Raw genomic sequence first — 20,403 nt, 5'->3', positions numbered from 1 at the left:
CGACGTGGGACGCCACAGTCGCCGCGGGGGCGCTGCCGCCGCGAAGGGTGCCGCCGGTGACATACGTGCGGAGCAGGGCGGTGCGGGCGGCCGCCGGGTGCCTGGGCCGCCGGTCGGGCAGCAGCGGGCTCCGATGTACGGGGCGCCGAGGACGGCGGACGGTACGCCCGCGCACGGCACTCCCCGTCTTCCCGACGGCACCCCCGCGCACGGCACCCCCCAAGTCCGCGGCGGTCACCCCGAGCAGCGTGAAGCCGGTGGTGGATGGGGTGAGTTGAGGGGGCCGGGCGCTGCCGGGCCCGGTGTTGCCATTCCGCGGCAGCGGCAGGCGCCGCGCGGTGGGCCACGGCAGGACTACGTCGACGCCTTCGACGAGGACGACGACGTCTTCGCGCCCCGTACCGCTGTCCCGGCGCACGTGCCTGTCACCGACTGGGACCCCGGCACCGGTGTCGGCGTCCCCTCCGAGACCGACGACGACGCGCCGCCGACGGGCGTGCCCGCGCAGGCCAGGGGCAGCAAGGGGCGGACGTTCACCGGTATCGCGGCCGCCGCCGTCACCACCGTGCTGGCCGTGATCGTCGCCGGCCAGGTCACCCACGGGCGCAACGACACCGGCGTAGGCACGCAGTCGGCCACCGACCAGGCGCGGGACGCCCGGGACCCGGCCACGCAGCCGTCCTCGTCGCCGAGCGTCGCGACGCTGACGTATGCGCAGGCGATGGGGGAGAAGTACCCCCTCAGCGCCACGCTGAAGGGGTCGGGGAAGTTCGACGCGGTCCCCGGGTTCGACAAGGCGCCGGGCACGGGACGGAAGTACACCTACCGGGTGGACGTGGAGCAGGGGCTCGGGCTGGACGGCGAACTCTTCGCGCAGGCCGTGCAGAAGACGCTCAACGACAAGCGGAGCTGGGCCCACAACGGCGCCCGCACCTTCGAGCGCGTCTACACCGGCAAGCCCGACTTCGTGATCACGCTCGCCAGCCCCGGCACGACGGCGAAATGGTGCGCCAAGTCCGGGCTCGACACCACCGAGGACAACGTCTCGTGCGACTCGGCGGCCACCGAGCGCGTGATGATCAATGCGTACAGGTGGGCCCAGGGATCGAAGACATACGGTGACCAAATTCACGCCTACCGGCAGATGCTGATCAACCACGAGGTCGGCCACCGGCTCGGCTACAGCCACGTCACCTGCACCAAGAACGGCCAGCTCGCACCAGTCATGCAGCAGCAGACCAAGTTCCTCGACCACAACGGGATCCACTGCCTGCCCAATCCCTGGCCGTACCCCGGGAGTTGACAGGCGCCTCATACGTCACGTTGACATGCGCAGAAAGTTCATACATATTTCTGGGCATGTCGACCCCCCACGCCTACGACCGCGCCGCCATCGAGCTGGCGCTCATCGGCGTGACCGCGCTCTGCGTGGCCGACATCCACTGTCGCTGACGCTCGCCCTCAGGCGTTCGCGTCGCGATCTTTTCCTCTTCCGTGACCCGGTCACGGTTTTCGACGGCCTGACGCCCGGGCAGAGGTCTGTTCACTTTCGTCTCACTCCTCGTCCATCCGTCTCACCATTCGGGCTCATCCCGGTTCGCCGGGGCCCGAACCACTCCGAGAGGTCGTCATTCCGATGCGTCAACCGTCCGTCAGAGCGCGCCGCGTGGCCGCCGCATCCGTAGGCCTGGTTCTGGCGGCGGGCGCCGCCGCCTGCGGGCCGAAGGACAACGATGCCAAGGGCTCCGGTGGCGACTCCACGCCGCACAAGGGCGGCACCCTGACGGTGCTGAACTCCAGCCCGCAGGAGAACTTCGACCCCGCCCGTCTGTACACCTCCGGCGGCGGCAACGTCCCGTCCCTGGTCTTCCGTACGCTCACCACCCGCAACCGCGAGAACGGCGCGGCCGGCGCCAAGGTCGTCCCGGACCTCGCCACCGACACCGGGCGTGCCAACAAGGACGCGACCGTGTGGACGTACACCCTGAAGAAGGGCCTCAAGTACGAGGACGGCACCGCGATCACGTCCGCCGACATCAAGTACGGCATCGAGCGCTCCTTTGCGCCCGAACTGTCCGGCGGCGCGCCCTACTTGAGGGACTGGCTGGTCGGCGCGGCCGACTACCAGGGGCCGTACAAGGACAAGAAGGGCCTGTCGGCGATCGAGACGCCGGACGCGCAGACCATCGTCTTCCATCTGAACAAGCCCGAGGGCGAGTTCCCGTACCTGGCCACGCAGACGCAGTTCACGCCCGTCCCGAAGGCCAAGGACACGGGTACGAAGTACGCGGAGCACCCGGTCTCGTCCGGCCCGTACAAGGTCGTGAAGAACGAGAACAACGGCGAGCACATCGTCCTGGAGCGCAACAAGTACTGGTCGACCGCGACGGACGCCGAGCGCAAGGCCTACCCGGACAAGGTCGACGTGAAGTCGGGCCTCGACTCGTCGGTGATCAACCAGCGGCTGTCGGCCTCCCAGGGCACGGACGCGGCTGCCGTCACGACGGACACCAACCTCGGTCCGGCCGAGCTCGCCAAGGTGACCGGCGACAAGGATCTTGCTTCTCGCGTCGGTACGGGCCACTTCGGCTACACGAACTACATAGCGTTCAACCCGACCGTCAAGCCGTTCAACAACGCCAAGGTGCGGCAGGCGATCTCGTACGCCATTGACCGCTCGTCGGTGATCAACGCGGCCGGCGGCAGCGCGCTCGCCGAGGCCGCGACCACCTACCTGCCGAACCAGAAGTCCTTCGGCTACGAGCCCTACGACCTGTTCCCGGCGGGCAAGACCGGCAACCCGGCCAAGGCCAAGGAACTGCTGGCGCAGGCCGGTTACAAGAACGGGCTCACCGTCACGCTGACGCACTCCAACGCCAAGGACTTCGAGACCAGCCCGGAGATCGCGACCGCGATCCAGGACGCGCTCAAGAAGGCCGGCATCACGGTCAAGCTGCAGGGCCTGGAGGAGAACGACTACTCCGACACGATCCACAGCGTGAAGACGGAGCCCGGTTTCTTCCTCGCCCACTGGGGTGCCGACTGGCCCTCCGGCGGTCCCTTCCTCGCCCCGATCTTCGACGGCCGGCAGATCGTCAAGGACGGTGCGAACTTCAACACGGGCCTGCTCAATGACAAGTCGGTCAATGCCGAGATTGACGCGATCAACAAGTTGACCGATCTTGACGCTGCCGCCAAGAGGTGGGGTGCACTGGACAAGAAGATCGGCGAGCAGGCGCTGACCGTGCCGCTGTTCCACCCCGTCTACAAGCGACTGGTCGGCAAGGACATCAGGAACGTCGTGATCAGCGACTGGACCGGTGTCCTGGACATCTCGCAGCTCGCGGTGAAGTAGCGCCGTGAGCGAGGCACTTGTCGCCACTGAGGCCGCCGGGGCGGGCGTGGAGCCCGTCCCCGGGGCCTCGGGGGCTCGTCAGTTCTGGCGGCGGCTGCGTGCGCAGCGTGCCGCCCTCGTCGCGGCGGGAGTCGTCGCGCTGCTGGTCCTGGTCGCCGTGGCGGCCCCGCTGCTCACAGCGATCGAGGGCCAGGACCCGACCACCTACCACCCCTCGCTCATCGACTCCGCGCGCGGGGGAGTGCCGATCGGTTCCTTCGGCGGGATCGGCGCGGACCACTGGCTGGGCGTGGAGCCGCAGACCGGGCGTGATCTGTTCGCGCGGCTGGTGTACGGGGCGCGGGTCTCGCTGGGGGTCGCGCTGGCGGCCACCGTGATCCAGGTCGTCCTCGGCGTCGTCATCGGTGTCGCCGCCGCGCTCGGCAGTGGATGGATTGATCAACTGTTGAGCCGGCTCACGGACATCTTCGTCGCCATGCCACTGATGATCATGTCGTTGGCGCTGCTCGCGATCGTCCCGGCGAGCTTCCCCCGACCTGTACTGGTCACGCTCGTCATCGGGTTCATCGCGTGGGGCAGCATCTCGAAGGTCGTACGCGCCCAGACGCTCACGCTGAAGGGGCTCGACTACGTCTCCGCCGCGCGGCTCAGCGGGTGGGGCACCTGGCGCATCGCCCGCAGGGAGCTGCTGCCCGGGCTCGCCGCGCCGGTCATCACGTACGCCGCCATCCTCGTGCCGGTCAACATCAGCGTCGAGGCGGCCCTGTCGTTCCTCGGCGTCGGCGTGAAGCCCCCGACGCCGTCCTGGGGACAGATGCTCACCGCCGCGGACGTCTGGTACCAGGCGGCCCCGCAGTACCTGCTGCTGCCCGCCGGCGCCCTGTTCGTCACCGTTCTCGCCCTGACCGTCCTCGGCGACGGGATCCGCACCGCCCTCGACCCGCGCGCAGCCTCCCGCCTGGGCGTCGGCGCGGGCCGCAAGCGAGAGGCCAAGGCCGGCAAGGAGGGCACCGCATGAGCGGCTTCGGAGGTTTCCTCCTGCGACGCGCCGTCGGCGCCGTGATCACCCTGCTGGCCATCTCGGTGCTCGTCTACGTCGTCTTCTACGCCACCCCCGGCAACGTCGCCCAGATCACCTGCGGCCCGCGCTGCTCCCCGGAACAGGTGCGCCAGGTCGCCGAGCAGCTCAAGCTCGACGACCCGCTGTACCTGCGCTACTGGCACTTCCTGGTGGGCCTGATCGCCGGTCAGGACTACTCGACCGGCACTTCGGTGGCGCACTGCTCGGCCCCCTGCCTCGGCCTCTCCTACCAGAGCGACCAGCAGGTCCTGGACATCATCCTGACCAAGCTTCCGGTGAGCCTCTCGCTCGTCCTCGGCGCCATGGTGCTGTGGCTGATCCTCGGCGTCGGCACCGGCGTGCTCTCCGCCTGGCGGCGCGGCCGGTTCACCGAGCGGCTGCTGACCGGCCTCACCCTCGCGGGCTGGGCCACCCCGGTCTTCGTCATCGGCCTGGTCCTGATGATCGTCGTCTGCGGCGAACTCCAACTACTGCCCTTCCCGCAGTACGTGAGCCTCACCGACGACCCCGAGCAGTGGGCGTGGAACCTGCTGCTGCCCTGGCTCTCGCTCGCCCTCATCGAAGCCGCCGCGTTCGCCCGGATGACCAGGGCATCGATGCTGGAGACGCTGGCCGAGGACCACATCCGCACCTTCCGCGCCTACGGCGTCGCCGAGCGGACGATCGTCGTACGGCACGCGCTGCGCGGCGCCCTGGCGCCCGTCATCGCGCTGAACGCCAACAACGTCGGCTCGGCGATCGGCGGCGCGGTCCTCACCGAGACCCTCTTCGGCCTCCCCGGCATCGGCCAGGAACTCGTCCACGCGGTCAACGTGGTCGACCTCCCGGTCGTCGTCGGCATGGTCCTGGTGATCGGCTTCTTCGTGGTGCTCGCCAACGCCGTCGCGGACGTGCTGTACGCGGTGGCCGACCGACGGGTGGTACTGACGTGAGTCTCGTCCAAGTCACGGATCTGACCGTCGAGTTCGGCGACCTGACGGCCGTCGACGGCCTCTCCTTCACCCTGGAGCAGGGCGCCGCCCTGGCCCTGGTCGGCGAGTCCGGCTCCGGCAAGTCCACCGTCGCCTCGGCCCTGCTGGGGTTGCACCGCGGGACGGGCGCGCGGGTCGGCGGCTCGATCGAGGTCGCCGGCACCGACCTACAGGCGGCGTCCGACGACCAACTGCGGCGGCTGCGCGGCGGAAAGGCCGCCATGGTCTTCCAGGACCCGCTGTCGTCCCTCGACCCGTACTACGCGATCGGCGACCAGATCGCCGAGGTGTACCGCGTGCACACGCGCGTGTCACGACGGTCGGCACGCGCGCGTGCGGTGGAGGTACTCGACCGGGTCGGAATTCCGGACGCACAGCGCCGGTCCCGTTCCCGTCCGCACGAGTTCAGCGGGGGTATGCGCCAGCGCGCGCTCATCGCCATGGCGCTGGCCTGCGAGCCCCAGCTGCTGATCGCCGACGAGCCGACGACCGCGCTCGACGTGACCGTCCAGGCCCAGATCCTCGATCTGCTGCATGCGTTGCGCGAGGAGGCCGGCATGGGCCTGCTGCTCGTCACGCACGACGTGGGCGTCGCCGCCGAGAGCGTCGACGAGGTGCTCGTCATGCGGCACGGGCGCGTGGTCGAACACGGGCCGGTCGCGGACGTACTGGAGGCGCCGGCGGAGGCGTACACACGGGAGCTGCTGGCGGCGGTCCCCCGGGTGGACGCACGACGGACGACACCCGGGGCCCTCTCGGAATCCGTGGCAGGGGATGGCCGGGTTGCCCTGCCGGGGCCTTCGGCGGAGGGCGCGAAGGCCGCCTCTGCGGCCGTGACGGAGAACGCCCCGGCGGTCTCCTCGGGCGCTTCCGGGGACGTGGTCCTGGAGGCGACCGGGCTGCGGCGTGAGTTCGGGCGCGGCAAGCGGGCGTTCGCCGCCGTGGACGACGTGTCGCTGACCCTCCGCCGCGGCGAGACCCTCGGCATCGTCGGCGAGAGCGGCAGCGGCAAGACGACGCTCGGGCGGATGCTGGTCGGGCTGCTGGCACCGACGGCCGGAGAGGTCCGTGACGAGGGGCACGCGCGCGTGGGCGTGAATCCGGCCGTCCAGATGGTCTTCCAGGACCCCGTCTCCTCCCTCAACCCCCGCCGCAGCGTGGGCGAGTCGATCGCCGATCCGCTACGCGCGCGTGGCGAGCGCGACGAGAAGCGCATCCGGGGGCGCGTGACGGAACTGCTGGAGCGCGTCGGGCTCGAAGCGGCGCACTACGACCGCTACCCGCACGAGTTCAGCGGCGGCCAGCGCCAGCGCGTGGGCATCGCGCGGGCGCTCGCGGCCGACCCGCGCGTCATCGTCTGCGACGAGCCCGTCTCCGCGCTGGACGTGACCACCCAGGCCCAAGTGGTCGCCCTGCTCGGCGAGTTGCAGCGCGAACTCGGGCTCGCGCTCGTCTTCGTCGCCCACGACCTCGCCGTGGTACGACAGGTCAGCGACCGGGTCGCGGTGATGCGCCGCGGCCGGATCGTCGAGTCCGGCCCCGCCGACGAGGTGTACGACAACCCCCAGGACCCGTACACCAAGCAGCTGCTCGCCGCCGTACCGGCACTCGACCCCCAGGTCGCGGCCCGGCGCAGGGCTGCTCGGAGGGAGCTCGCCGCGGTCTGACGTAACGTAACTGCTTGATCTCTTAGCGCGATCGAACGCGATCCGCACCGGAAAGTTACGACCGTTCACCCCTTTTGGTGGCGCGATGGACAACCGTCCGTCGCGCCACCGCCTTGTCCGCATACGTTCTTCCCGCTGCGAGCCGCCGGGTCAACGGCGGCTCCCCATACGGGAGATCGGGGGTGCGCACGTGCGCATCGGACTGCTTACGGAGGGTGGCTATCCGTATGTGAGCGGTGACGCCAGGCTCTGGTGCGACCGGCTCGTACGCGGCCTCGGGCAGCACGAGTTCGACGTCTACGCGCTCAGCCGCAGCGAGCGCCAGGAGAACGAGGGCTGGATTGCGCTGCCGCCGCAGGTCGGCCGGGTGCGGACGGCGCCGCTGTGGACGGCCGAGGACGACGGGACGATCTACGGACGCCGGGCGCGCAGGCGGTTCGCCGAGTGCTACGGGGAGTTGGCGGCCGCGCTGTGCGCGGGGAACACCGGGGATCCTTCCCACGCTTCCGGGGAGGCCCCGGCCGCTGAGGCGGACCGTTTCGGCAGCGCGCTGTACGGGCTCGCCGAACTCGCCCGGGACGAGCGCGGGCTGGTGGGAGCGCTCCGCTCCGAGACCGCCGTACGAGCCCTGGAGCGCGCCTGTCGTGCGCCGGGCGCCCTGGGAGCGGCACGTGAGGCGCGCGTACCGGATCTGCTCGCGGTCGCCGCGCACCTGGAACGCGCCCTGCGCCCCCTCTCGCTCGACTGGTACCAGGACGACGGACTCGGCTCGGCCGACCTGTGCCACGCGACGTCCGGCGGCCCCGCGGCCCTGCCCGGCCTGCTCGCCCGCCACTTCCACGGAGTACCCCTGCTGGTGACCGAGTACGGCGTACGGCTGCGCACGCACTACCTGGCCGCCACGGACGCCCCGCCCGCCGTACGGTCCCTGCTCGCCGCCTTCCAGGGCAGGCTCGCCGCCGAGATCTACGGCCGGGCCACGATCGTCACGCCCGGCAACGCGCACGCCCGCCGCTGGCAGGAGCGCTGCGGCGCCGACCGCGCGAAGCTCCGCACGGTCTACCCGGGCATGGACGCCTCCCGCTTCGCCGAGGTCGGCGAGTCCCCGGAGTGCGCGGACCCCGACACGCTGGTCTGGGTGGGCCGCGTCGAACCCGCCAAGGACCTGGTGTCGCTGCTGCACGCCTTCGCGGAGATCCGCAAGGAGGAGCCGAAGACCCTCCTGCGGATCGTCGGTGCCCCGGACGGCCCCGACGGCGAGGCCTATCTCGGCCACTGCCGGGCGCTGGCAGCGCAGCTCTTCCCCGACGAGGCGGCGGGGCTGCACGCCGTCGGCGACAACCCTGTCTCCTTCGAGGAGATCGGCGGCCCGGAGCTGTCGACCCTCGCCGACGCGTACGCCGCCGGAGCCGTGACCGTGCTGTCCAGCGTCGTCGAGGGATTCCCGATCAGCCTCGTCGAGGCCATGTTCTGCGGCCGCGCGACGGTGTCCACGGACGTCGGCGCGGTCGTGGAGGTCATCGGGGGCACGGGTCTCGTCGTACCACCGCGCAACCCGCGGGCGCTCGCCGAGGCGTGCCTGGCGCTGCTGCGCGACCCCGAGCGCCGCGAGCGCCTGGGCGCCGCCGCACGCGCGCGTGCGCTCGAACTGTTCACCGTCGAGCAGAACACCACGGCATTTCACGGCATTTACCTGGAGATCGTCTCGCACACCCCGGTGCGCCGGGTCGTCCTCGACGACGCCGGAGAACCCCTGCCGTTCGCCTTCCCCGCCGAGGCCCATGTCCCCGGCCGCTGGACCGACCCGGGCGCGCGCGTGGCGGCCCGCGGCGGTCCCGGCTGGGCGGCGGGCGCACGGGCACGCGCCATGCCGCCGCTGCGAACCACGCCCCCGATGCCGGCCACCGAGGGGGCGCGATGAGCGACTTGGGGGCACTGGACCGCCCTGGCGCACCGGACAGCCCCGGGGCCTGGGACGAACGGTCGCAGGAATGGCTCTCGGGAGAGACCTCCGGCTCGGATGCCGCCGGAGGCCAGGCGGCACCTGGTACCCGCGGCCGCGACGGCGCACCGGCACGCGCGCGTGCCGACGCCGAAGCCCCGGCACACACGCGTGCCGACACCGAACCCCCGGCCGCCCGCCGGCAACCCGCTGCTCCCCGTCGCACCGCCGCCGACCCCGTGAAGGCGCTGATGCACCGTCACCGGGAGCTCTGCGAGCGTGCGGTGGACCCCCTGGAGATCGCGGCAGGCCTGGAGGCCCACGGCGTCACCGACCGGACCGCCGCACGCTTCCGCCACCGGGACGTCTTCTCCCTGGCGGAGGAGATGTACGCGCGCGTACCCCGCGACGCCGCCGCCCCGGCCCGCCGCACAGCCCTCGACGCCCCCCGGGTACGCGCCGACTGGGCCCTGCTCACCCTCCTGCCCGGAGCACTGGGCGCCGCGACCGCTGCCGCCCTGCACCTCACCCACGGACAGGCCCGCGCGATCGCGGCCGCCGTCGGCATCCTCGCCGTCGCCCTCGCCCTGCGCGCGGCGCTCACCCGCGGCCCCCTCGGCGCGACGGACCGCAGGCCCCCGGGATCCATCCCGCACGCGCCCGGCAGCCGCGTGTGCACGTACTGGCTCCTCGCCTACGCTCTCCTCGGCGACGGCCTCCTGCGCGAGGCCCTCGCCGGAGGCCCCGACGGCCCGCCCACCGGCACCGCCGACGGCCCCTGGCCCCTCGCCACGGCCCCCGTCCTGGCTCTCATGCTGGCCTGCGCCCCCGCGGCCTGGAGCGCCCACCTCTTCGCCGTACGAGCCCGCCGCAGACTGACCTCCAGTCGCGCCCTGGAGGAGTACGCCGCCTCCGTACGACCGCTGCTGATCGGCACGTTCGCCCTGTTCCTGTGCGCGCTGACGACCCTGCTCGCCTTGTGTGGCGCGGCCCTGGGCGAGCCCGCGGCGTACGCCCAGACCGTCACCCTGGGCGCCCTGCTGCTCCTCGCCCGCCTCCTCACCACGCACGGCTTCACCCACGCCCCCGCGCTCGTCCTCACCGCCACGGCCACGGCCGAAGTCACCGCTACGGCCACGGTCTTCGCGGGCCGTCTGCCCGGGTGCGGCTTCCTCGCCACTCCCGTGGAGACCCTCGTCGACGACTGGGGCCCCGGCAGCGTCCCGGCCCTCGTCTGCGGGGCAGCCGCGCTGACCCTGCTGGTCCACGCGACCCGCACCCTCACCCGGGCCTCGGCCCACGCACCCGGGGACCGGCCGTGCTGACGCGGCAGCCGTCCCCGGAGCACCTCCACGCGTCGCACGCACGCCGACGCCCGTCGGCCCACGTCCTGCCGCAGGCGCCCGGCCCCGCCGCCCGAGGCAACCGCACCTCCCCCTCCGAAGGAGAACCCCAGATGATCACCTCCCGACCCGACGCCTCGGCCCCGGGAGCCGCCCGATGAGAGTCCTGCTGATCGGAGCCAACGGCTACCTCGGCCGCTTCGTCGCCGACCGCCTGCTCGCCGACCCGGCCGTCCAGCTCACCGCTCTCGGCCGCGGCGACGACGCCGACGTCCGCTTCGACCTCGCGTCCGGCAGCCCCGGAGCCCTCACCCGCTTCCTCGACGCGGTCCACCCGGGCGTCGTCGTCAACTGCGCCGGCGCCACCCGCGGTGGCGCCCGCGATCTCACCCGCCACAACACGGTTGCCGTCGCCACCGTCTGCGAGGCCCTGCGCCGCAGCGGCTGCGGCGCCCGCCTGGTGCAGATCGGCTGCGGCGCCGAGTACGGCCCGAGCCAGCCGGGTTCGTCCACGGCGGAGGACGCCGTCCCGCGCCCCGGCGGCCCGTACGGCGTGAGCAAGCTCGCCGCCACCGAACTCGTCCTGGGCTCCGGCCTGGACGCGGTCGTCCTCCGGGTCTTCTCACCGGCCGGCCCCGGCACACCCGCCGGCTCGCCGCTCGGCCGGCTCGCCGAGGCCATGCGCCGCGCCATGCAGTCCGGCGACGGCGAGCTCAAGCTCGGGGGCCTCGGCGTCCAGCGCGACTTCATCGACGTACGCGACGTGGCCCGTGCCGTGCACGCCGCCTCGCTCTCCGCCGCGCAGGGCGTCATCAACATCGGCTCGGGCCGCGCCGTCCGGCTGCGCGACGCCGCCGCCATGCTCGCGCGCGTGGCCGGATACGGCGGTGCCCTCCACGAACTCGACGGCCCGCCCGGCCCGCTGCGGGCGACCATTGGCCACCCCCGCGGCGAATCCGACCACGGGTCCCCGGTCGCGTACCCGTACCCGGACGGCTGCGGCAGCTGGCAGCAGGCCGACGTGCGCACCGCACGCGACCGGCTCGGCTGGCGGCCCCGCATCAACCTCGAAGAGTCGCTGGCCGACATCTGGATGGAGGCGGCATGCCGTATCTGACCAGTACCAAAGCGGGCACCGCGAGCACCGACGTCCGCACCGGCTTCGGCATCCCGGGCTACGCGCACCCCCTCGTCGCACCCACCGAGTGGGGCGAACTCACCCGCCCCGGAACCCCCTTGCACTGGGTCGTCCTCAATGTCGCCGACGGCCCCGGCTCCCGCCCCGACCCGCACTGCCTGGAGGCCGCCGGCCGCCTGCGCAACGCGGGCGTGCGGGTCCTCGGCCACCTCGACACCGCCTACGGGGCCCGCACCTTCGGCGAGGTGATCTCCGACGCGCACCGCTACATCGACTGGTACCAGGTCGACGGCTTCCTGCTGGACCGCTGCCCGGCCGAACGAGTCTCGCTCCCCGAGATCAGTCGCACCGTCACCACGCTCCGCGGGATCCGTGACGATGCCCACATCGTCCTCGGCCATGGCACCCACCCGCACCCCGGCTACGCCGAGAGCGCCGATCAGCTGGTCACCTTCTCCGGCTCCTGGAGCGACTACCGCTGGTCGCAGGTGGCCGAGTGGACGGCGGACCACCCGCCCGAGCGCTTCTGCCACTTCGTCCACGGGGTGCCCCGCCCGCACCTGGAGGAGGCACTGCGCATCGCCCGCTGGCAGGGCGCCTCGACCATCTACTTCACCGACCACACGGACCGCGGCGGCCGCAGCGACCCCTGGGAGACCATGCCCGGCTACTGGGACGAAATCGTCTCGCGGATCGGAACGGGTGTCTCGGAATGAAGAAGGCCATGGCAGTGTTACGGGGAGAACAACTGTAGTGATTGACCGACCAACGGAGTCCCCGTGTCGCTGCCACCCCTGGTCGAGCCAGCCTCTGAGCTCACCGTAGACGAGGTCCGCAGGTACTCCCGCCACCTGATCATCCCCGACGTCGGGATGGACGGGCAGAAGCGGCTGAAGAACGCCAAGGTGCTCTGTGTGGGCGCCGGCGGCCTGGGCTCGCCGGCGCTGATGTACCTGGCCGCGGCGGGCGTCGGCACGCTCGGCATCGTGGAGTTCGACGAGGTCGACGAGTCGAACCTGCAGCGCCAGATCATCCACAGCCAGGCCGACATCGGCCGCTCCAAGGCCGAGTCCGCGCGCGACTCCGTCCTCGGCATCAACCCGTACGTGAACGTGATCCTTCACGAGGAGCGGCTCGAGGCCGACAACGTGATGGACATCTTCAGCCAGTACGACCTGATCGTCGACGGCACGGACAACTTCGCGACCCGCTACCTCGTCAACGACGCGTGCGTGCTGCTCAACAAGCCGTACGTCTGGGGTTCGATCTACCGCTTCGACGGCCAGGCCTCGGTCTTCTGGTCCGAGCACGGCCCCTGCTACCGCTGCCTCTACCCGGAGCCCCCGCCGCCGGGCATGGTCCCCTCCTGCGCCGAGGGCGGCGTCCTCGGCGTGCTGTGCGCGTCCATCGGCTCCATCCAGGTCACGGAGGCCATCAAGGTCCTCACCGGCACCGGTGAACCCCTGGTCGGCCGCCTGATGATCTACGACGCCCTGGAGATGCAGTACCGCCAGGTCAAGGTCCGCAAGGACCCGAACTGCGCGGTCTGCGGCCCGAACCCGACCGTCACCGAGCTCATCGACTACGAGGCCTTCTGCGGCGTCGTCTCCGAGGAGGCCCAGGAGGCGGCGGCCGGCTCGACGATCACTCCCAAGCAGCTCAAGGAGTGGATCGACGACGGCGAGAACATCGAGATCATCGACGTCCGCGAGATCAACGAGTACGAGATCGTCTCGATCCCCGGCGCCAAGCTGATCCCGAAGAACGAGTTCCTCATGGGCACCGCCCTGGAGGGTCTCCCGCAGGACAAGAAGATCGTCCTGCACTGCAAGACGGGTGTCCGCAGCGCGGAAGTCCTCGCGGTCCTGAAGTCCGCGGGCTTCGCCGACGCCGTGCACGTCGGCGGCGGCGTGATCGGCTGGGTCAACCAGATCGAGCCGCACAAGCCGGTCTACTAGGCGCACGCCTTCCCGGGAGGGGCTCGGCACCACGGGTGCCGGGCCCCTTTCCGCTGCCCCGGCGGCAACTCCCGCTGCCCGGGCTACGAGGCGCAGACCTTTCCGTCCTTCGGCACCGTCCCGCCCAGCAGATACGCGTTCACCGTGGAGTCGACGCAGTCGCTCCCGTTCCCGTACGCACCATGTCCCTCGCCCTTCCAGGTGAGCTCCACACCGACGCCCTTGCCCAGCTCGTCGGCCATCTTCCGGGCGCCCTCGTAGGGCGTCGCCGGGTCGCCGGTGTTGCCGACCACGAGGATCGGGGGCGCGCCGGGTGCACTGGCCGGCGGAGTGTTCCACTGGCCCGCCACCGGCCAGTCGTGGCACCACCCGGCGGTGTCCCAGCCCATGAAGTCGCCGAACACGGGCGAGATCTTCTCGAACTGCGCCAGCCGCTTCTTCGTTTCGGCGGGCGTCGGGCGCAGCTTGGTGTCCAAGCACGATATGACCCGTTGTGAGTGGGTCGTCGTCTCGTAGTGCCCGGAGGCGTCCCGGCCGTTGTAGCCGTCGGCGAGCGACAGCAGCTCCGAACCGTCTCCGTTCTCGGCGGCGTTCAGCGCGCTGGTGAGACTGGGCCAGCTCTGCTTGGAGTAGAGGGGGTACGTCAGTCCGGTCAGCGCGAGCGTCTGGGTGAGCTTGCGGCCGCTCGAGGTCGGCAGCGGGTGGGCGTCGATCCGCTTCAGCAGGGCCGCGATCTTCCGGGATCCCTGTTCCGGGGCCTGTCCCGTCGACTTCAGGTAGTCGTCCAGCGCGCGCTGGAAGCCCCTGGCCTGGTTCTCGGCGTGGCCCACCATGTCGGCGCTCGGATCGACCACGGCGTCCAGGACGAGCCGCGCCACCTTCTTCGGGAACAAGTGGGCGTAGACACCGCCGAGTTCGGTGCCGTACGAGATGCCGAAGTAGTGCATTTCCGAGTCGCCCAGCACCTGGCGCATCAGGTCCATGTCGCGGGCGGTGTCGGTCGTCGACGCGTGCGACATCAGCTTTCCGGCGGCCTTCTCGCAGCCCCTGCCGAAGGCCACGGCGTCCTGGAGGTACGCCTTCTCCTCGGCCGGGGTGTCCGGTGTCGTGTCCACCGACTCCGCGGCCTGGATCTCCTTGTCGCTGCGGCAGCGGATGCCCCCGCTCGATCCGACGCCGCGCGGGTCCCAGCTCACCAGGTCGTACTGCTCACGGAGCTTGGCGAAGGTGGGGCCGAAGGACGGCATGTAGGAAACCCCCGAGGCGCCGGGGCCGCCGAAGTTGAACAGCAACGAGCCGATGCGCTTGCCCCCGCGGGCCTCGGCGCGGATCAGTGCGAGGCCCATCGTCCCGCCCTCCGGCTTCGACCAGTCCAGCGGCACCTTGAGCGTCGCGCACTGCCAGTCGTTGCCCGGTGCGGGGGAGTCGTCGGTGGCCTTGCAGCGGCCCCAGGCGAGCTTTTGCGCGGTCAGGGAGGAGGGCAGCGCGGCCGTCGTGCCCGCGGAGCCGGATGACGGCGAGGCGGCCGCGCTCGTCCTCCCGCCGCCCTTGGCGTCGCCGGACGACGAACCGCCGCTGCAACCCCCCACCAGGAGCGCTGCGGCGGCCCCCAGAGCCGTCCACCGTACGAATCGCGCCATGTGCGTCCCCCCTCACGGGCCGTCCGCATCGAGCAGCAGACGGCTGTCAGGCCATCGTAGGCGGATCAAGCCAGACCTGCCGGAGCCTGTGGATAACCTTCTGACCTGCCGCTTTAACCCGAACCCGCGTCGAGTCTCAGGAGCAGACGGTTCCGGGCGCCGGTACCTTCCCGTCCAGCAGATAGCCGTTCACCGCGGCCTGCACGCACTTGTTCTTGCTGTCGTACGCGCCGTGCCCCTGCCCCTTGTACGTCAGCTCCACGCCGACGCCCCTGCCCAGCGCGTCCACCATCTTCCTGGCGCCCTCGTACGGCGTGGCCGGGTCGCCGGTGTTGCCCACGACGAGGATCGGCGCGGCCCCCGGCGCGCTCACGTCCGGATGATCGGCGGCACCCGCCACGGCCCAGTCGGTGCAGCTCACCATGGACCACGCCATGAAGTCGCCGAACAGGGGCGACGCGGACCGGAACTCGGGCAGTTTCTGCTGCACGTAGCCGGGGCTGTAGCGGGCCTTGTCGTCCGCGCAGTTGATGGCGATGTTGGCGGCGCTGATGTTGCTGTACTCGCCGTTCTCGCTGCGCCCGTTCAGCGAGTCGGACAGCGCCATCAGGACCTTGCCGTCGCCCTCGTACGCCTGCTGCAGGCCCTCGGTGAGGTACTGCCAGTAGTCCTTGGAGTACAGGGCCTGCGCGATGCCGTTGGTCGCGGCGGTCTGGGTGAGCCGGCGGGGGAAGACGCCGGGGATCGGCTTCGCGTCGAGGTCCTTCAGCAGCTTGGCGATACGGTCCTTCACGTCCTGCGCGGTGTCGCCGATGGGGCAGGCGCTGGTCTTCGACGTGCAGTCCGCGGCGAAGTTGTCGAGCGCGAGCTGGAAGCCCTCGGCCTGTCCGAGCGAGCTCTGTTCGGCGTTCTGCGTCGGGTCCACGACCGCGTCGAGGACGGCGCGGCCCACCCTCTTCGGGAACAAGTGGGCGTAGACACCGCCGAGTTCGGTGCCGTACGAGATGCCGAAGTAGTACAGCTTGTCGTCGCCGAGGACCTGCCGCATGAGGTCCATGTCACGGGCCGCGTCGGTGGTGCGCACATGCGGCAGCACCTTCTTGGAGTTCTTCTCGCAGGCCGCGTTGAACTTCTTGGTGTTGTCCAGGTACTCGGTGCGCTCGCCGGCGTCGTCGGGGGTCGCGTCCTGCTGGAAGTACGCGTCGAGCTGCTGGTCGCTCTCGCATTTCACGGGGGCGCTGCGGCCGACGCCGCGCGGGTCGAAGCTGACCAGGTCGTAGCGGGTGCGCAGTTTCGCGTAGTCCTGGCCGAAGGCGGGAAGTGTGGTGACGCCCGAGCCGCCGGGCCCGCCGAAGTTGAAGACGAGCGAGCCGATGCGCTTGTTCCTGTCGCCGCTCGCCTTCGCCCGGATCAGTGCGATGCCGATCGTGTCGCCCTTGGGCTCGGCCCAGTCGAGGGGCGCCTTCATGGTGGCGCACTGCCACTGGCTCCCGTTCGGCAGCGGTGACGGGGCGTTACCGCCGCCTTCGGCCGCGGACGGGGCCGGGCAGTCCTTCCAGTCCAGCTTCTGGGCCGACAGATCCTCGTCCTTGGAGCCCTTGGAGCTGTCGCTGCAGCCCGCCAGCACGGGGGACAGCAGCACGGCGATGGCGGTCAGGACAGCTGCGCGCAGGCGGGAAGGGATCATGCTCCCATCCTGCGGTTACGCGCTCAGGGGCGCTCGGGGCACGGGCCCGTAAGAGGTACGCCGGCCACGGTCTTCGTGCTACAGCGCACCCTTGCGCGACAGCTGGTTGAAGGCCAGCCAGCCAGGCAGCACCGGCAGCCACAGCGTCAGCAGCCGGAACAGCAGGACGGCCGGGGCCGCCACCTCCTTGGGGAGGCCCACGGCGATCAGGCCGACCGTCAGAGTCGCCTCCACGGCGCCCACGCCGCCCGGGGTGGGGGCTGCGGAGCCGAGCGCGTTGCCGGCGAGGAAGACGACGGCGACGCTGGCGATGCTGAGCGAGGTCCCTTCCTGGCCGAAGGCGCGGATCGAGGCGTCCAGGCACATCACGAAGCACGCCGTCAGCAGCAGCATGCCGCCGATGCCGGTGACGAGCTTCTGCGGCCGCTGCAGCACGTCCAGCATGCGCGGCACGACACCGGCGAAAAGCGACCGCACGCGCGTGGCGACGAATTTCCGCAGGAACGGAACCGAGGTGACCACCAGGACGAGCACGGCCACCGTCAGCAGACCCGCGATGACCGTCCGGGACGGCGACAGGGACGGCGTCTTCTCGGTGCCGGTCAGATAGCCGAACGACAGCAGCATCAGGATGTGACAGCCGAGCCCGAACAGCTGCGAGGCGCCGACGCTCGCCACCGCGAGCCCCGGACGCACCCCCGCGCGCTGCAGGAAGCGGGTGTTGAGTGCGACACCGCCCACCGCGGCCGGCGCGACGATCTTGACGAACGAACCGGCGACCTGCGCCCCCACGGCCCGCAGGAACGGCACCCGCTCCGGCACGAACCCCAGCAGCGCCATCGCCGCCGCGAAGTAGCTGCCCGCCGAGAACACCACGGCCGCGAGGACCCAGCCCCACTGCGCGTTCGCCACCAGGGGGCCGAACTCGATGTGGGTGAGCTGCGTCAGCAGGAAGTACGCACCGATGGCGCCGGCGATGAAACTGATCAGCGTGCGCGGCCGCACCCGCTCCAGACGGGCCGGCTCGACCGGAGCCTGCGGCCTGATCAGCAGCACCTGGTGACGGATCTGCGTGAGCAGATCCTCCTCACGCGCCTCCTCCAGAGCCTCGTCGATGGCCCGCTTCTCCGCCCTCAGCTCCGCGCGCACGGCCTTCTTGTCGGGCTTTTCCCGTACGGGCCCGGAGTCGTCCGGGGCCTCCTCCAGGCGGGCTTGTTTGGCCTGCCGGGTGGCCTCCAGGACCGCCTCGCGCTCGCGCTGGGCCCGTTCGCGGGCCAGCTTGCGCAGGGTCGCGCGGGATGTCCGGCTGAGCGCGATGGGCTGCAGCATCGGCAGACAGTCGGCCACGTCGTCGGGGCCGAGCACGCCCACCGCCGACGCCACCGCGCGCTCGGCGCCCACCCGCAGACCGAGCGTCACCAGGAGCTGCGAGATGTCCATACGCAGCAGCAGATCGCCGGCCGCGATCTCGCCGACGCGCAGGTCGGTGAGGATCACCGTGCCGGAACGATCCACCAGAATCGCATCGCCGACCAGCCTGCGGTGCGCGATGCGCCGGGACTGCAGCGCGCGCACCTGGTGCCATGTGTCGTGCAGCAGTTCGTCGGTGATCTCGTCGTCCGCCAGGGTGTCGAGGGTGCGCCCGCCCGTGTGCTCGTAGACGAGCATCACGGCGTCGGGCCCGAGCTCCGAGGTCGCGATCAGCTTGGGGGCGTTGGCGCCGGCCGCGATCGCCGCGTACGCGAGCAGGGCCTCCTGCTCCAGCGCCTGGCGAAGCGACTGGAGGCTGCTGCGGGTGGCGAAGCCGCGCAGCGTCAGGTTGCGCCACACGCGGTAGAAGAAGCCCTGCGCCTGTTGCTCGCGGTCGACCACCGTCACGTCCAGGGGCGGGCCGTCCTCGAGCGTGACGAAGTAGCGTCGTCCGCGGTCGCCGGTCTCCGGTGTCTCCGGCACTTCCTCGCGCGCCGCGCTCACCGGGCGGAAGCCGACGTGCCGCAGGCCCGCCATCAATGTCCGGCCCGTGGGGCGGACGTTGGGCGAGCCGACCGCGTACAGCGTCCCGTACGCCACGGTCCAGCCGATCAGCACCGTCAGGATGATCGAGAACGGTGTCGTGTAGCCGGTGACGAGCATCGAGAACGCGTCGAGGAGCAGCACGATCCACAGCACCGCACGCCAGCGCGGCCGTCGTGACATACCGACGGCCGTCATGTACGCGATGACCGGCGCGAGATAGCCGTGCACGGGGTCGGTCAGGGCGTGGATGTCGCCGGGGGAGGGCTGGGTGAGCGCCTCCTGGATGGAGTCGGGGGCGGCCTTGGCGACCCACAGGTCTGTGGCGAGAGTCACTCCGTGCGCGAGGACCGCCGCGAGTACGCCGTCGGCGATGCGCAGCCCGTCGCGCTTGATCAGCCGCTCGATCGCGAACGCGACCGGCACCAGCAGGATCGCGATGCTCGAGGCCAGGCCCGCGATCTTGATGAGCAGATCGGGTGCCTGCCCGGTGCCCTTGTTGATGTCCTGTTCGAGCCCCGAGGTGGTGCCGTGGGCGAACGCGGCGATCGCCAGCAGCAGGATGATCCCGAGCACGCCCACCAGGAGGCGCATCAGGTCGGACGGACGGTGCACGCGCGCGGGGAGCAGCGGTTCGTCGCCCTCGACCTCGTCGATGTGCGCCTCGTTCAGGAAGTCGTCCTCGCCCCTGTCGGCGTCCTTCGGAGCGCTGTCCTTGCCGTCGGTGCCAGAGCCGGTGCTGGAGCCGGTGTCAGGGCGCGACGAAGCGTCAGAGGTGCTTTCCGCGTCCTCTGGGTGCGCACCCTGCTGCTTCATCGTCTCTTCTTGATCTCGTATCACCAGTCACCGCCCGCATGATGGTGGCATGCTCCACCGACACACAGGGGCATCAGGGTTCGAAAGCGGGGGCGCACAGTCTGCCGGAAGCGCCGCCCGGGGGCGAGGGATACGCACAGTCGCGAGAGCGTCACACTCTCGGTGGCGTGCGGCAGGATGGGCCGGATGAGCGAGGAGAGCCTTCCGCGGGACGCCCGCCCGGAGCAGGCGGACGCGCTGCCGGAGTACGCCGAGCGCGTCCTCGAGGTCGCCGAACTGATCCCGCGCGGGCGTGTCATGACGTACGGGGACGTGGCCGAGTGGCTGGAGGAGGGCGGGCCCCGTCAGGTCGGGCGGGTGATGGCCCTCTACGGGGGAGCCGTTCCGTGGTGGCGCGTCGTGCGCTCGGACGGTGTCCTGCTCCCCGGACACGAACTGGGTGCCCTCGAGCACTACCGCGCCGAGGGCACCCCCCTCAAGGACGCGAGCAGAGCAGCCGAGGGCCACCTGCCGCGCCTCGACATGAGGCGGGCGCGATGGGACGGCGGCGAACGTACGGAGGGTCACACCTGAAAGCTTCCGCCATACGACGGGCCCGTGTGTGACCCGTGATCCGTACGGGGGAACCGGGGCACCTTTGTGGCATGCCGTACGTTCGTGGGGCGAGGGACGTGCGGTGTGCGAGTGCCGCGAGGGAAGAAGAGGAAGCCCTGCTTCCGTAACCTCGGTCGGCGTAGCGTCGGCTGCACGCGTCCCCCTCACCTCCCGATCACCGCCCTGCACGCGCGGTGG

15 protein-coding genes are annotated in these 20,403 nt (G+C 71.2%); 12 read left to right on the top strand and 3 right to left on the bottom strand.

Features of this window, described 5'->3' with window-relative positions; translation table 11 throughout:
• Positions 1–4: 4 nt before the first annotated feature.
• The 11 genes from ACFY10_RS16160 (at position 5) to moeZ (ending at position 13,455) form a co-directional block, all read left to right on the top strand.
• Complete coding sequence (locus tag ACFY10_RS16160; protein WP_390665751.1) at positions 5–1,303, top strand: DUF3152 domain-containing protein; 1,299 nt, start codon at positions 5–7, stop codon at positions 1,301–1,303.
• Between the two features lie 56 nt (positions 1,304–1,359).
• On the top strand, positions 1,360–1,452 hold the full coding sequence (locus ACFY10_RS16155) for an Ms4533A family Cys-rich leader peptide (protein WP_390665750.1): 93 nt from the start codon (positions 1,360–1,362) through the stop codon (positions 1,450–1,452).
• A gap of 184 nt (positions 1,453–1,636) precedes the next feature.
• Positions 1,637–3,355, top strand: coding sequence for an ABC transporter substrate-binding protein (locus tag ACFY10_RS16150; protein ID WP_390665749.1), 1,719 nt, complete (start codon positions 1,637–1,639; stop codon positions 3,353–3,355).
• A 4-nt stretch (positions 3,356–3,359) separates the two neighbouring features.
• A complete protein-coding gene (locus ACFY10_RS16145) occupies positions 3,360–4,373 on the top strand; it encodes an ABC transporter permease (RefSeq protein ID WP_390665748.1) in 1,014 nt (337 codons plus the stop codon).
• Positions 4,370–5,368, top strand: coding sequence for an ABC transporter permease (locus ACFY10_RS16140; protein ID WP_390665747.1), 999 nt, complete (start codon positions 4,370–4,372; stop codon positions 5,366–5,368). Before ACFY10_RS16145 ends, ACFY10_RS16140 begins: the two co-directional genes overlap by 4 nt.
• On the top strand, positions 5,365–7,074 hold the full coding sequence (locus ACFY10_RS16135; RefSeq protein ID WP_390665746.1) for a dipeptide ABC transporter ATP-binding protein: 1,710 nt from the start codon (positions 5,365–5,367) through the stop codon (positions 7,072–7,074). The genes ACFY10_RS16140 and ACFY10_RS16135 overlap by 4 nt, the downstream gene beginning before the upstream one ends.
• Before the next feature lie 190 nt (positions 7,075–7,264).
• Complete coding sequence (locus tag ACFY10_RS16130; RefSeq protein WP_390665745.1) at positions 7,265–8,995, top strand: DUF3492 domain-containing protein; 1,731 nt, start codon at positions 7,265–7,267, stop codon at positions 8,993–8,995.
• Entirely contained in the window at positions 8,992–10,341 is a 1,350-nt protein-coding gene (locus ACFY10_RS16125) for a hypothetical protein (protein ID WP_390665744.1), read from the top strand. The genes ACFY10_RS16130 and ACFY10_RS16125 overlap by 4 nt, the downstream gene beginning before the upstream one ends.
• Before the next feature lie 175 nt (positions 10,342–10,516).
• A complete protein-coding gene (locus tag ACFY10_RS16120) occupies positions 10,517–11,476 on the top strand; it encodes an NAD-dependent epimerase/dehydratase family protein (protein ID WP_390665743.1) in 960 nt (319 codons plus the stop codon).
• Positions 11,464–12,213, top strand: a complete 750-nt coding sequence (locus ACFY10_RS16115; RefSeq protein WP_390665742.1) for a spherulation-specific family 4 protein — start codon at positions 11,464–11,466, stop codon at positions 12,211–12,213. The genes ACFY10_RS16120 and ACFY10_RS16115 overlap by 13 nt, the downstream gene beginning before the upstream one ends.
• Before the next feature lie 63 nt (positions 12,214–12,276).
• On the top strand, positions 12,277–13,455 hold the full coding sequence (moeZ, locus tag ACFY10_RS16110) for an adenylyltransferase/sulfurtransferase MoeZ (RefSeq protein ID WP_390665741.1): 1,179 nt from the start codon (positions 12,277–12,279) through the stop codon (positions 13,453–13,455).
• A gap of 83 nt (positions 13,456–13,538) precedes the next feature.
• On the opposite strand, the gene ACFY10_RS16105 is transcribed toward moeZ, so the two are convergent.
• The 3 genes from ACFY10_RS16105 to ACFY10_RS16095 form a co-directional block, all read right to left on the bottom strand.
• Positions 13,539–15,095 (bottom strand): alpha/beta hydrolase, encoded by a 1,557-nt coding sequence (locus ACFY10_RS16105; protein WP_390665740.1) that lies wholly within the window; start codon positions 15,093–15,095, stop codon positions 13,539–13,541.
• Between the two features lie 136 nt (positions 15,096–15,231).
• The gene (locus tag ACFY10_RS16100; protein ID WP_390665739.1) at positions 15,232–16,782 is read right to left on the bottom strand and encodes an alpha/beta hydrolase; all 1,551 of its coding nucleotides are present in this window, start codon (positions 16,780–16,782) and stop codon (positions 15,232–15,234) included.
• Positions 16,783–16,860: 78 nt separating this feature from the next.
• A complete protein-coding gene (locus ACFY10_RS16095; protein ID WP_390665738.1) occupies positions 16,861–19,611 on the bottom strand; it encodes a lysylphosphatidylglycerol synthase domain-containing protein in 2,751 nt (916 codons plus the stop codon).
• Between the two features lie 186 nt (positions 19,612–19,797).
• Here ACFY10_RS16095 and ACFY10_RS16090 point away from each other — a divergent pair, with 186 nt between their 5' ends.
• Entirely contained in the window at positions 19,798–20,184 is a 387-nt protein-coding gene (locus ACFY10_RS16090) for an MGMT family protein (protein ID WP_390665737.1), read from the top strand.
• Positions 20,185–20,403: the final 219 nt, after the last annotated feature.

The sequence above is a fragment of the Streptomyces sp. NPDC001401 genome (assembly GCF_042895385.1).
GTDB lineage: Bacteria > Actinomycetota > Actinomycetes > Streptomycetales > Streptomycetaceae > Streptomyces.
Note: the sequence above shows the minus strand (reverse complement) of the source record. Positions and strands in the feature narration are given on the sequence as shown.